Source organism: Streptomyces sp. NPDC056628, assembly GCF_042792555.1.
Classification (GTDB): Bacteria; Actinomycetota; Actinomycetes; order Streptomycetales; family Streptomycetaceae; genus Streptomyces.
Genome location: NZ_JBHTWG010000024.1, coordinates 12,593 through 26,214 on the forward strand (window position 1 = coordinate 12,593; position 13,622 = coordinate 26,214).

Genomic DNA, 13,622 nt, shown 5'->3' on the forward strand with positions numbered 1-13,622 from the left:
GCGTCAGTCGCCGGCCACGGCGCGCACCGCCTCCTCGACCGGCGTGGACCCGCTGATCAGCTCGAGAATGCGCCCGGCGGTCCTGGGCTCGTGGAGCAGGGCGGCCAGAACCGCGGCCACGTCGTCGCGCGGCACCTGGCCGCGGTCGGTGTGCTCGGCGAGCGTGACGCGCCCGGTACCGGGGTCGTCGGTCAGCAACCCCGGGCGCAGAATCGTCCAGTCCAGTCCCGGGCGGGAGGCGATGTAGGCGTCCGCCTCGCCCTTGGCCTTCAGGTAGGCGGCGAACACCGGGTCGGTTCCGGGCGGCGGCGGGCGGTCCGCGCCCATCGAGGAGATAACCAGGAAGCGGCGCACCCCGGCGCGCTCGGCCGCGTCGGCGAGGAGGATGGCCGCGTTCCGGTCCACCGTCTGCTTGCGTTCCACGCCGCTGCCCGGTCCGGCGCCCGCGGCGAACAGTGCCGCGTCGGCGCCGCCGAGGTGGCCGGCGACCTCCTCCACCGAGGCGTGCTCCAGATCGCACACCACTGGTTCCGCGCCGTCCGCGCGCAGGTCGTCGGCGTGGTCCGGGTTGCGGATCAGCCCAGTGACGTTGTCGCCGCGCGCCGAGAGCAGCCGGGTCAGCCGGCGCGCGATCTTTCCGTGTCCACCCGCGATCACCAAGTGCATGGGGTCATTGTTGCCACACGCGACCGCTCCCGCCGGGCTGCGGGACCGCTACGGCGGGTCGGGTCCCGCGGTGGCGCAAAGTCCGCGTACTCGCGCGTCGCGCTGGTGCGCGAGACCACCCGGCCACCGGGTCGCGCCGCGGGTGCCCGGGGACGCGCGATCGTGATTCTGCCGTCAGGAACGCGCGAGCCGGGCCGCGAGATAGGGCGCGGTGGCGCTGCGGCGGGCTTTCGCCACCTTGGCCGGCGGGCCCGACGCGACCACCCGGCCGCCCGCGTCGCCACCGCCCGGGCCGAGGTCGATGACCCAGTCGGCGGTGGCGACCGTGTCCAGGTCGTGCTCGACGAGGACGACCGTGTTGCCGGCGTCGACGAGCCGGTGCAGCTGGCGCAGCAGCAGCGCGATGTCCGAGGGGTGCAGCCCCGCCGTCGGCTCGTCCAGCAGGTAGAGCGCGTGCCCGCGGCGGGCTCGCTGCAGTTCGGTGGCCAGCTTGATGCGTTGGGCCTCACCACCGCTGAGTTCCGTCGCGGGCTGGCCCAGCCGCAGGTATCCCAGTCCCACCTCGCGCAGCGTCTCCAGACTGCGGGAGGCGGCCGGGACGGCGGACAGGAACGTGGCGGCGTCGTCGACGGACAGCGCCAGCACTTCCGCGATGTTCTTGCCGCGGTAGGTGACCTCCAGCGTTTCGGCGTTGTACCGGGCGCCGTGGCAGGTCGGGCACGGCGCGTAGGTGCCGGGCAGGAACAGCAGTTCCACCGCGACGAACCCTTCGCCCTGGCAGGTCTCGCACCGGCCTTCGGGCACGTTGAAGGAGAACCGCCCGGCCGAGTAGCCGCGCGCCCTGGCCTCGTCCGTCGCCGCGTACAGCTTGCGCACCGCGTCGAACATCCCCGTGTACGTGGCCAGGTTGGACCGGGGAGTCCGGCCGATGGGCCGCTGGTCGACCAGGACCAGCCGGTCGAACGACTCGACCCCCGACGCGTCCTGGACGTCGACCTCAAGCTGAGCCTCCTCGGGCTCCTCGGGTACGAGTCCGAGGTGCTCGCGGACGACCTCGGCGAGCACCTGCGTCACCAGCGTCGACTTTCCGGAACCGGACACGCCCGTCACCGCCGTCAGTACGCAGAGCGGTACGTCGACGGACACGTCGCGCAGGTTGTGGCGGGAGACGCCGCGCAGGTGCAGCCAGCCGTGCGGTGCGCGCGGGCGGTGATCGAGCGGCTGGGCGCGCCCGAACAGGTACTGGCTCGTGGCCGACTCCCCGACCCGCTCGAGACCGGCGACCGGGCCGCTGTACAGCACGCGTCCGCCGCCCTCGCCCGCGCCGGGACCGATGTCGACCACCCAGTCCGCCCGCCGTACGACGTCCATGTCGTGCTCCACGACGAACAGCGAGTTGCCCGCCGCCTTGAGGCGGTCCAGCACGTCGAGCAGCGGTTCCGCGTCGGCCGGGTGCAGGCCCGCGGAGGGTTCGTCGAGGACGTAGACGACGCCGAACAGCCCCGAGCGCAGCTGGGTCGCGATCCGCAGGCGCTGCGCCTCGCCGGGCGACAGGGTCGTCGAGCGGCGCCCGAGGCTGAGGTATCCGAGGCCCAGACCGAGCAGTACCTCGATCCGCGCGACCAGATCCCCGCAGATCCGGACCGCGACCTCGGTCGTCTCCCCGGACCGGGCGGTCGACGTGGTGGGGTCGGCCTCGGACCGCCCGGCGACCGGCCGCAGCAGCGCCACGACCTCGGTGAGCGGCATCGCGTTGATCTCGGCGATGGAACGTCCGGCGAAGGTCACGGCCAGCGCCTCGGGCCGCAGTCCGCTGCCGTGGCACTCGGGGCAGGGCACACTCACGACGAACCGGAGCGCCCGTTCGCGCATCTTCTCGCTCTTGGAGTCGGCGAGGACGTGCATGACGTGCTTGCGGGCGCTCCAGAACTTGCCCTGGTAGCCGTAGTCGATGCGGTCCTCCTCCGGCTCGATATACACGGAGGGCTGCTCGTCCGTGTACAGCAGCCAGTCCCGGTCCTTCTTCCTGAGCCTGCGCCACGGCCGGTCGATGTCGATGCCCAGGCCGTTCACGACACTGCGCAGGTTGACGCCCTGCCAGGCGCCCGGCCAGGCGGCGATCGCCCCCTCGCGGATGCTCAGCGAGGGGTCCGGGACGAGCAGGTCCTCGGCGACGTCGTGCACGACGCCCAGTCCGTGGCAGTTCGGGCAGGCGCCGGCCGCGGTGTTGGGTGAGAACGACTCGGCTTCCAGCCGTTCGGCCCCGGGCGGATAGGTGCCGGCACGGGAGTACAGCATGCGCAGCAGATTGGACAGCGTGGTGATGGTGCCGACCGTCGAGCGCGAGCTGGGCGATCCGCGTCGCTGCTGCAGGGCCACGGCCGGTGGGAGTCCGGTGATCTCCTGCACGTGCGGTGCGCCGACCTGTTGCAGCAGTCTTCGGGCGTACGGGGCCACGGACTCGAAGTAGCGGCGCTGGGCCTCCGCGTAGAGCGTGCCGAACGCGAGCGAGGACTTGCCCGAACCGGAGACTCCGGTGAAGGCGACCATCGCGTCCCGCGGAACGTCGACATCGATGTTCCGCAGGTTGTTCTCACTGGCGCCCCGGACATGCACGAAGGGGTCGGTCGCGTCCTCGGTCACCCTTCCTGATTACCTGATCGCCCCGGGAAGCGCGCGACAGGCGCCGTGACCGTGCGCGAGGGGAACGGGGACGTCGTCGTGGTGGTTGTTTCGCCTCGGAGGTCGACGGGGACCCGGACGCTGTGCCGCCAGAGCGCCGAAGCTCCGCCTGGCGGGCCGGCGGCAAAACGACCGTTGCACCTGATCCAGGTGAACGGCCCCCTCCGCCCGTCCGCCGGACGGGGCCGGGGGCGGTCGCCGCGCACCGGCCGGACCTGAACCGACAACGATGGCCCGCGCTCCGGCCCGGAAGACGGACGGCGGACGCTCAGCAGAGTGTCCGCCGTGGCAGCACCACCGTCGGCGGCTGCGGCCGCCGGCCGGCCGGCGGGCCGTGTGGGAGGCTTCCTTGCCTGACGGTTGCCGCACCTCGACCAGGCCGACGCGACACGGCACAACGTTCCGGCCAGGCGGACACCCGTGAGCTGGCGGCGGGCCTTCGGGGAAGTCGCGCGATCCGGACTCAAGATCGAGGAGACGCGGCTGGAGCCCCTGCTCGCGCTGCGTGCGGCCGCTGGGGTGGCGCTCGTCATCGGGCCGACGCTGTGGCTGGTCTCCCCCGCGTATGCCGCGTCCGCCGCCCTCGGCGCCTACTCCGCGGGTGGAGCCACTTTCCAGCGCAACTGGCGTCCACGCAAGGTGGTCGCGCTCGGCGCGGGCGCGGGTCTGGCGCTCAGCACCTTCGTGGGCTACCTGGCGGCGGGGCGACTCGTGACGTTCCTGCCGCTGCTGGCCGTATGGGCCTTTGCCGCGGGAATGGCGTGGGCCGTCGGAACGACCGCCGGGATCGTCGCGGCGACGACCGTGGGCAGCATGCTGGTGACCGTCACCTTGCCCACGAGCGTCGGGCGAGCTCTGGAGCACGCCGGGGTCATCGCGCTCGGGGGCGTGGTGCAAGCCGTGCTGATCCTGCTGTTCCCGATCCGGCGTTGGGGCGCGCATCGTGACGCGCTCGCCGACGCTCTGGCGGCCGTGGCGGACTACGCACGCCGGCTGCGGCACGACCCGACCGCGCCGTTCGACCCGGAGCCCCTGATGACGGCCCGGGACGCGGCCGCCGTGACGCCGTCACAGGCCCGCACCCGGCCCTCCGTCCTGCACGGCCCCCGGGGACTCGCCGAGCGTATTCGGCCGGTCGTCGCGGCGCTCGCCGATCCGGACGTGGGCGCCCCGGCGGAGGGACCCGGGCGGGACCGGGCGCGGGAGTTGCTCGACGCGGCCGCCGACGTCCTGGATGCGGCCGCCCGTTCGATCCGCCGCGGCACTCCCGCCGAGATACCGCCCCGGAGCGCGGACGTCCTGCGCGTCGACGAGGAGCACGAGGTGCTGGAGGGCCCCGCGCGGCAAGCCGCCGAACAGCTCGTGGAACTGCTCGGCGAGGCGTTGGAGATCGCCGGGAGCGGCGGAGCGCGCGACAAGGCGCCTCCGCCGCCCGGCCCCGCGAGCGCCCAGTTCCTGGTGCGCCCGACCATGCTCCGGCTGGTCCCGGTCGTCGCCCAGTCGGTCCGCCGTGAGCTCCGCCGGGACTCACCCGTGTTCCGGCACGCCGTCCGCCTGGCGGCGGTGGCCACGCTCGGCTATCTGATCGCCGCCCGGCTCCCCCTGGGCCACGGCTACTGGGCGCCCATCGCCTCGGTGATGGTGATGCGGCCGGACTTCCACCAGACGTACGCGCGTGCGGTGGCCCGTCTCGCCGGGACCCTGGCGGGGGTCGCGCTCGCCACCGGCATGGTGCGGGTCCTGGGCCCGGACGCCCACCTGTCCGCCGCGCTGGCGGTGGTCTCGGCGGGCCTGTCGTACACGCTGAACCGTACCGGCTACGCCTACTCCCAGTGCTTCACCGCCGCGTACGTCGTCTTCCTGCTCGGCATGGGCGGCCAGGCATGGGAGCAGACGGTCCCGGAGCGGGTGGTGCTCACCCTGCTCGGCGGGATCCTGGCCATGCTGGCGTACGTGGTGTACCCCGCATGGGAGACACCCCGGCTGCCGGGCCGGCTGGCGGACTGGCTCGCCGCCGACGGCCGCTACGCCGCCGCAGTGCTCCGCAACTACGCCGAACCGACCCGGGAACATCGCGCCGACATGCGCATGGCACTGCTCGCCAGCAGGGACGCACGGGCCGCCTGGCAGGAGGCCTACCACCGGGCACGGCACGAACCGGTCGCCCCCCGGGGTCTGACGTCCCGCGAGGCGGAGGAGGCGCAGGAGGCACTGAAGCGGTTCGGCCGGGCGGCGATGCTCATGGAGAGCCACGTCCCGCGGGCCGACAGCCGTTTCGTCCCCGAGGCGGAGCGGCTCGCCGAGGCGCTCGAGGCGGACGTCGAGCGGGCGGCGGACGATGTGCGCGAGCACCGGAACCCGGACTGGGGGCGCCTGGAGGAGGCACTCCGCGCGTGGGAGGGCGCCGCCGGCGGCAAGGGAAGCCCGGTCGTGCGGCGCGAGGCGGAACTTCAGAAACGGGCCTTGGAGGACCTCGCGGCAGCCGTGAGCCGCACCCCCTTGGAACGGGACGTGAACTCTGCTCGCGAGGAGCAGCGCGTGCGGGCGACCCTGGCTGCGGAGGGTGACGGATCGGAGCCCGCGCACCGGGGTGGTTGACGGCATGGCGACGGGGAGCGCCGCACCTCCTGGACCTGAGGGGTGGCCCCATCAGGACGGGCCGCCGTCCTCATGACGGCGGCCCTGGAGCCTGTGTCTGGCGGCTTGTGTCTCAGGTGCGGGTCCAGCGCTGGTTGCCGCCGCCCGAGCAGGAGTAGAGCTGGATCCGGGTGCCGTTGCCGGTGCCGGCGGCGTCGAGGCAGAGGCCGGACTGGACGCCGACGATCGATCCGTCGGAGTCGAGGCGCCACTTCTGGTTGTCGCCGCCCCAGCAGCTGTAGATCTGGACCTTGGTGCCGTTGCCGGTGCCGGCGGCGTCCAGGCATTTGTTGCCGTAGACCCGCAGCTCACCGGCGTCGGTCACGGTCCACTGCTGGTTGCTGTTGGTGTGGCAGTCCCACAGTTGGAGCTGTGTGCCGTCGGTGGTCGACGCGTTGGGGACGTCCAGGCAGCGACCCGAGGCGACGCCCTTGATCTGGCCGCCGCCCCCGGTCGGCGGGGGCGTGGTCGTGCCGCCGTTGAGCGCGTTGAGGACGGCGGTGTACGCGGCCTTCTTGCTGCCGTCGTTGTTGAACAGCAGCGGCGTGTCACTGGCGCGCCAGGAGTCGCTGTCGCGCACGCCCCAGACGGTGACGCCGAGGCAGCGTGAGACGGCCAGGCAGTCGTTGACCACGGCGGCGTACGTCGAGGACGGGGCACCCTGGATGTCGAGTTCGGTGACGGCGACGTCGACGCCGAGGGCCGCGAAGTTCTGCAAGGTGGTGCGGAAGTTGCTGTCGTAGGGGCTGCCGCTGTTGAAGTGCGACTGGAAGCCGACGCAGTCGATGGGCACGCCGCGCGACGTGAAGTCCCGGACCATGTTGTACATGGCCTGGGTCTTCGCCCAGTTCCAGTTCTCCACGTTGTAGTCGTTGTAGCAGAGCTTGGCGGACGGGTCGGCGGCGCGCGCGGTGCGGAAGGCGACCTCGATCCAGTCGTTGCCGGTGCGCTGGAGGTTGGAGTCGCGGCGGGCGCCCGAACTCCCGTCGGCGAACGCCTCGTTCACCACGTCCCACTGGGCGATCTTGCCCTTGTAGTGGGCCATCACGCCGTTGATGTGGTCGATCATGGCCTGGCGCAGGGAGCTGCCGCTGAGGTTCTGCATCCAGCTGGGCTGCTGGGAGTGCCAGGCGAGCGTGTGGCCTCGCACCTGCTTGCCGTTCTGCACGGCCCAGTTGTGGACGCGGTCGGCGGAGCTGAAGTTGAACTGGCCCCGCTGGGGTTCCGTGGCGTCGATCTTCATCTCGTTCTCGGCCGTCACCGAGTTGAACTCCCGGTTCGCGATCGACGTGTACGCCGAGTCGCCCAGCTTGCCCGAGGCGACGGCGACGCCGAAGTAGCGGCCGCTCTGTGCCGCGGCGGCGCCCAGCGTGCTCTCGGCGGCGTCGGCGTTCGTGGGTGCGACGAGTGCGGTCGTCAGCCCCAGGACGCCGGCGGCCAGCACCATCAGCGGACCACGGATCCTCTGGCGGACGGCGGCTCTGGGAAGGGCTTGGATGCCCATGGGGGTGCCTCCTTCGTGGTTCTCACGGAACGGCCGAAGAGCGGGGGAAGGCGCGCGCTTTCTGTAGGCGGATCATTGAGGCTTGACGGTGGATCGTCAAGGACTCTCGCAAGAATATTTCCGATTGAGGATCGAATGTTTCGCCGACCCCGTAGGGCCAGAATCCCTCATGATTCCAGCGTGATCGACGGTCGATACCGACGGTTGATCACCGCTTTTTCGCCAGGCAATGACAGGGCCGTCATGAGTACTCCGAAACTTTCGTACCCACCCTGGGAGCCCGTTGATGGGCTCCCCTCCCACCCCGTCCACCAAGACGCGGAAGAATCCCCGCACTTGATCACTTTGATCACCACGGTGTGTGAAGCTGTCCCCATGGAATCCTCGGAATCTTCGCCCGCCGACGTCGTGGCGAGGCTGCAGACCGATCGCCCCCACTCGGCGCGGGTCTGGAACTACCTGCTGGGCGGCAAGGACAACTACCCCGTCGACAGCGAAGTCGGGGACGTCATCCTGTCGACGTTCCCGGAGTTCGCCGCCGTCGCCCGGCTGCAGCGGCGGTTCCTCTCGCGCGCCGTGCGCTTCCTGGTGCAGGAGGCCGGCATCCGTCAGTTCCTGGACATCGGGACGGGCCTGCCCACCGCGGACAACACGCACGAGCTGGCCCAGCGCATCGCGCCCGAGAGCCGCATCGTGTACGTGGACAACGACCCGCTCGTGCTGGTGCACGCCGAGGCGCTGCTCACCAGCAGCGACGAGGGGGCATGCGCCTACGTGGACGCGGACGTCCGCGACCCGGAGCGGATCCTGGCCGAAGCCGCCAAGACGCTCGACTTCAGCCGCCCGGTCGCCCTCACCATGCTGGGCATCATGGGGCAGATCTCGGACGACGACCGTCCCGTGGAGCTGGTGAGCGCCCTGCTGGCGGGGCTGCCCGCGGGCAGCTGGCTGGCGCTGAGCGACGGTACGAACACCAACGAGGCGCTGAACACGGCGGTCGCGGCGTACAACCAGCAGTCGGCCAACACCTACCACCTCCGGTCGCCGCAGGAGATCGCCTCCTACTTCGACGGCCTGGACCTGGTCGAGCCCGGGGTCGTCGCCACGGCCTCCTGGCGCCCGGACCCCGACGCGTCCGAGACGGACACACCCGACGTCTCCGTCGCCGGGGTCGCGGCCAAGAACTGATCGGGCTCCGCCACGGCAGCCCGCAGGACGGCGCCTGGCCCGCAACGCGCGCTGCGGACAGGCGCGTTGCGGGCCAGGCGTCGGTCGTGCGGCCGGGCCGCGAGGCCGACCGGGATCAGCCGCCGCTCTTCCGGCGGAACGACCGCTGGTTCGCGGCCGGACCGTGGGCCGCTCGCACCTTCGACGCGTTCGCGTGCCCGGCGCCCTCGGCCGCGTCCGCCTGCGCACCGCGCCTGCGCGCCAGGGCCTCACGGAACTTGCGCTTCAGGTCGTAGGCGCCGTCGTCGTCCGGCGTCAGAGGGGACGTCTCGGCGTCGGCCGGTTCCGAACCTTCCGTGGCGGGCTGCTCTGCGGTCATGGTGACCTCCTGGGTTCGGGGGGACGGGCGGGCCCAGCTTGTCATGCCGGGGCACCGCGAGGAGCGGTCGGCATGGCGGGGCGGGGTGACAGCCCGACATTCAAGCCACGGTGCACGTCGGGCTCCGGGGGTGGTGTCCCGAGGCGTGTCGGGCTCGCGGTCTCCGTCATGGCACGTCGTAGTGCACGAGCGCCCTGGCGAAGGACTCGCCGGTGCGGCGGGCGTATGCCATCCGCTCGCGTACCTCCCTCAGCGTGCGCGGCCGGTACCCCGGTCCGCCGCAGCAGCTCTTGTGGAACCGGATGCCCGCGTGGAGCAGGACGGTGAGCACGCGCCACGCGTCGCGGTCGCGGCGCGGCGGCGCGGCGAAGGCCGATCCCGCGTGGATCAGCGGTCGCGCACAGCGCGGGCAGATGCGCCGTGGCCGGTCCCTGTCGTAGGGCTGCTTGTACGAGGCCCTGCAAGAGAGGCATACGTAGGCGGTTTTGCCGTGGGACATGCCGTCAGGGTAGGCGCCCCTCCGGACGCACTCGACAGGTTTTCGGGGCGGTCCGCGACAGCAGGTGGCCGGCGGGGTCTCCCGCCGGCCACACCTACCGCCGCTCCCGGTCACTCCAGCGCGGTCGGCCGGCGCGCTGCGCGCATCGCCCGGGACGCGTCCGCGAGCGGGCGCAGCCGGTACGTGTAGGAGTAGTCGCGGTCGGCGAACAGCTTGTACTCGTCGTGGGTGTGGGCGCCCCAGCTGTTGTCACCGCCGACGCCCATCTGGCGGTGGGCGATCCGCAGGACGACCTCCTCGCGCGGGGTCAGCTGGTAGGCGTGGCGCACGCCGGTCGACAGGTCCTCGGGGGTGAAGTGCGAGGCGTTGACCTCCACGAGGGGTTCGCCGGTGACGAGGAGTCCCGGGCCGCGGCCGCCGGTGAGGGCGAACCAGCGCACGTCGGTCCGGTTGCCGTTCTCCTGCGGGCGCAGATAGGGGGTGCCCTGGCCGGAGACGGTGCCCGAGTGGACGCCGACGTCGGTGGCGTCGTTGCGGTCCCAGTGGTTCTCCTCGGGGCCGCGGCCGTAATACCGCACCTTCTCCAGCCGGGCGGGCAGGAGCAGCAGGGTGCCCACCTCCGGGATGTAGGGGAGGGAGGCCGCGCCCGGGTGGAGGGTGTTGTCGACCTTGATCTCGCCGTTGCCGAAGACGGTGTACGTCGTGGTGTACGTCGAGGGGGTGGTCGTGGGCAGGGTGCCGGCGACCTTGATCTCGACGGCCCGGTCGCGCAGGGCGCGCACGGTGACGTCCGTGACCTCGCGGCGGGCGCCGGCGTCGCGCCAGGTCTGGTTGCGGGTGTGCTGGCCGTTGCCCCGGTCGTTGTCCGTGGGCGCCCGCCAGAAGTTCGGGGCGGGTCCGGAGACGATCAGGGGGGCGCCGTCCGCCTCGTAGGAGGTGATGACGCCGGTCGCCTTGTCGACGGTGACGGAGAAGCCCCGGCCCTCGACGGTGACCGCCGTCTCGCCGTCGGTGTGGCGCAGCGCGGGGACGCTCGCGAGCGGGACCGGTGTCACCGCGGGGGCGCCCGCGTCGACGGGGATCTGCTTCCTGGCGATCTCGAAGCCGGGCTCGGCCCATTTCGTGCGTTCCCGGGTGGTGAACGACAACCGCAGGAAGTACTCGGTTCCCGGTGCCGGGGTGCGCGGCACGTCGAAGGGCACCGTCACACGCTTGCTGGACAGCGGTGCCACGTCCAGCTGGGCCGGGCTGAGACGGCCGTGCCGGACGACCTCGCCGTCGGCCAGCAGCTCCCAGCGTCCGTCGAAGGTACGGAGGCTGGTGAACAGGTGCTCGTTGGTGAGGGTGAGCGCGGCGCCGGGCGCGAGCGTGTCGCCGTCGGCGGGGGCGGCGTCGATCGCCTGGTAGACCCGCTTGACCTCGGCCGACTTGCCGGTGAGCGTCCGGTCGGCGGTGACGATGCCGTCCCCGGAGAACGCCCCGTCGTTGGGGATGTCGCCCCAGTCGCCCCCGTACGCGAAGAAGGTCTTGTCGCGGGGCCGGCGTTCGGTGACGTGGACGGTGGCCGCGTCGAACCAGAACCGTACGCCGTCGTCGCCGCTCCCCCGCTTCTCGTCGGCCAGTTCGGCCGCGCTCAGGGCTCGGGCGTACACACGGGCCCGCCGTACGGTGCCGCTGAACTCGCGGGTCGGGTTGTCGACGTCGGTGCACAGGGCGAGCGGCGCCGTGTTGTTCTCGGGGCGGCGGGTGGTCGTGCGGGTGGCGCGGACCTGTCCGTCGACGTGCAGGGTCAGGGTGCCGGCCGTGGCGTCGAAGACGCCTGCGATGTGGTGTTCGCGGCCGGTCCAGTCGCCGGGCAGCGCCCAGTTCACGGCGATCCACTGCCCGTCGGCGTGGAGGAAGAACTCCAGGGCGCGGTCGCTCTGTTTGAGGGCGTACTGGGTGTCGCCCTTCGCGATGACCGGCTGGTGGCCGCCCGTGAAGCGGGGGGTGATCCAGGCTTCCAGGGTGAGGGAGCCGGTGAGGTCGAGACCCTTGTCACGGGCGAAGACGGTGCCGCCGGAGACGCCCTCGCCGCGGGTGAACGTGCCGGCGGGGGCGACGATCTCACCGCGCAGCGCGGCCGGCCCGGACTCGGTGAACAGGGTGCGCACCGGGGTGGGCCACGTGAGGGCCTGGTCGGCGAAGTCCCAGATCCAGCCGCCCTGCAGGACGTCGTGACGCCGTACGACGTCCCAGTACTTCTTGAAGTTGCCGTTGGAGTTCCCCATGGCGTGCGAGTACTCGATCATCACGTACGGCCGCCGGTCGGCGGTGTCCGCGGCGCGGGCCTCGACGCGTGCGGGGCTCTCGTACATCGCGGAACGGATGTCGCTGATCCCCGGCCGGTCGTCGCCCTCGTACTGGATGACTCGGGTGGGGTCGTAGGAGCGGATCCAGTCGTGCATGGCGCGGAAGGTGCTGCCGCCGCCGGCCTCGTTGCCGAGCGACCAGATGACCACGCTGGCGTGGTTCTTGTCGCGGTGGACCATGGCACGGGCCCGGGCCACGCAGGCCGTGGTCCACTCGGGCTGGTCGCCGGGGTAGCGGTCGCGGATGCCGTGGGTCTCCAGGTTGGTCTCGCCGACGAGGTAGAGGCCGTACTCGTCGGCGAGTTCGAGCCACTGCGGGTTGTTGGGGTAGTGCGAGGTGCGCACGCTGTTGATGTTCAGGCGTTTGATGACCTCGATGTCCTCGACCATGTCGGCGCGGGTGAGGGCGGAGCCGTGGACCGGGTGCATCTCGTGGCGGTTGGTGCCGCGGAAGGAGACCGGCCGGCCGTTGACGCGCATCAGGCCGTCCTTCAGCGCGAACTCCCGTACCCCGACCCGGTGGGAGAGGGTTTCGACGACCTTGCCGGCCGGGTCGCGCAGACGGAGCACGGCCGTGTAGAGGTAGGGGTCCTCGGCCGACCACAGGCGCGGGCGGGGCACGGACTTCGCGGCCTCCACGGTCTTCTCGCCGCTGGCCTCGAGGGTGACGGTCTGCCGCAGCGGCCGGGACCACACCGGGTGCCCGTCCGCGTCGTACAGCTGGGTCTCCACGGTGTGGTCGCCTGCGCCCCGGCCGCCGTAGTCCCGCACGCTCGCGGTCACGGACAGTTCGGCCGCCGTGTAGCCGTCGCTCAGCGGTGTCGTGAGGCGGAAGTCGCGCAGGTGCACGGGCGGGGTGGAGTAGAGGTAGACGGACCGGAAGATGCCGCTGAGGCGGATCATGTCCTGGTCCTCCAGCCAGTCTCCGTCGGAGTAGCGGTAGACCTCGACGGCGATCTGGTTGGTGCCCGGCTCGAGGTACGGGGTGATGTCGTACTCGGCGGGGTCGTAGGAGTCCTCGTGGTAGCCGGCCAGCTTTCCGTTGATCCACACGTAGTGGGCGGACTTGACGCCCTCGAAGTGCAGGAACGTGCGCCGTCCCGCCCAGTCGCGCGGCACGGTGAAGGTGCGCCGGTACTGGCCGACGGGGTTGTAGCGGGTGGGGGCGGCGGGCGGCTGCGCGTCCTCGCCGAGCCCGTTGGGGCCCCACCAGGGGTAGGTGATGTTGACGTAGATCGGCCGGTCGTAGCCGTGCAGTTGCCAGGCCGACGGGACGGGGACGGTGTCCCAGTCCCGGTCGTCGAGGTCGGTGCGGTGGAAGTCGGTGTCCCGGTCCTCGGGCCGCTCGGCGTAGGCGAACCTCCAGGTGCCGTCGAGGCTCAGCCGGTACGGCGAGCGGGTGCGGTCGGCGGTGAGGGCCTGGCGGACGTCGGCGTACGGCATGAGCGTGGTGTGCGGGGGCTCGGCGCCGACCTGGAAGAGGCCCATGGCCCCGTTCCACTCCGGCGGGCCGGCGTCGGCGCCGCCCCCGTCGGCCGCGTACGCCGCGGCGGAGGAGCCGGAGACGGCGAGCGCGCCGAGCAGGGCGGCGCCGCCCTCCAGCAGACGGCGGCGGCTGACCGGGACGCCGGGCAGGTGCGACGGGCCGGCGGGGGTGGGGGGCGTGATCGGCATCGACGGCGGCCTTCCTCGGGACGACAGTGCGGCGTTGCACGGTGGTGAGGGAGCGTCAGATCA

8 protein-coding genes are annotated in these 13,622 nt (G+C 72.1%); 2 read left to right on the forward strand and 6 right to left on the reverse strand.

Translation table 11 applies throughout. The features are described 5' to 3' along the window. Positions 1–3: 3 nt before the first annotated feature. Both ACFRAC_RS25020 and uvrA read right to left on the reverse strand, forming a co-directional pair. Positions 4–666, reverse strand: a complete 663-nt coding sequence (locus ACFRAC_RS25020; RefSeq protein ID WP_382927703.1) for an SDR family oxidoreductase — start codon at positions 664–666, stop codon at positions 4–6. Positions 667–840: 174 nt separating this feature from the next. Next, positions 841–3,309 carry an excinuclease ABC subunit UvrA gene (gene uvrA / locus ACFRAC_RS25025; protein WP_382927707.1) on the reverse strand — a complete coding sequence of 823 codons (2,469 nt, stop codon included), beginning with the start codon at positions 3,307–3,309 and terminating at the stop codon, positions 841–843. A 459-nt stretch (positions 3,310–3,768) separates the two neighbouring features. Here uvrA and ACFRAC_RS25030 point away from each other — a divergent pair, with 459 nt between their 5' ends. After that, positions 3,769–5,946: an FUSC family protein gene (locus ACFRAC_RS25030; protein ID WP_382927710.1), complete on the forward strand. Its 2,178-nt coding sequence runs from the start codon at positions 3,769–3,771 to the stop codon at positions 5,944–5,946. Between the two features lie 112 nt (positions 5,947–6,058). Here the strand turns inward: ACFRAC_RS25030 and ACFRAC_RS25035 are convergent, their stop codons facing one another. After that, positions 6,059–7,489 (reverse strand): endo-1,4-beta-xylanase, encoded by a 1,431-nt coding sequence (locus ACFRAC_RS25035; RefSeq protein ID WP_382927713.1) that lies wholly within the window; start codon positions 7,487–7,489, stop codon positions 6,059–6,061. 375 nt (positions 7,490–7,864) lie between these two features. Here ACFRAC_RS25035 and ACFRAC_RS25040 point away from each other — a divergent pair, with 375 nt between their 5' ends. Continuing rightward, positions 7,865–8,677, forward strand: coding sequence for an SAM-dependent methyltransferase (locus ACFRAC_RS25040; RefSeq protein ID WP_382927717.1), 813 nt, complete (start codon positions 7,865–7,867; stop codon positions 8,675–8,677). Between the two features lie 115 nt (positions 8,678–8,792). On the opposite strand, the gene ACFRAC_RS25045 is transcribed toward ACFRAC_RS25040, so the two are convergent. From ACFRAC_RS25045 to ACFRAC_RS25055, 3 genes are all read right to left on the reverse strand, one after another. After that, a complete protein-coding gene (locus tag ACFRAC_RS25045) occupies positions 8,793–9,035 on the reverse strand; it encodes a DUF5302 domain-containing protein (RefSeq protein ID WP_361353694.1) in 243 nt (80 codons plus the stop codon). A gap of 166 nt (positions 9,036–9,201) precedes the next feature. Further along, positions 9,202–9,534, reverse strand: coding sequence for a deoxyxylulose-5-phosphate synthase (locus tag ACFRAC_RS25050; RefSeq protein ID WP_382927722.1), 333 nt, complete (start codon positions 9,532–9,534; stop codon positions 9,202–9,204). 110 nt (positions 9,535–9,644) lie between these two features. Then, positions 9,645–13,559 carry a glycoside hydrolase family 2 TIM barrel-domain containing protein gene (locus tag ACFRAC_RS25055; RefSeq protein ID WP_382927731.1) on the reverse strand — a complete coding sequence of 1,305 codons (3,915 nt, stop codon included), beginning with the start codon at positions 13,557–13,559 and terminating at the stop codon, positions 9,645–9,647. Positions 13,560–13,622: the final 63 nt, after the last annotated feature.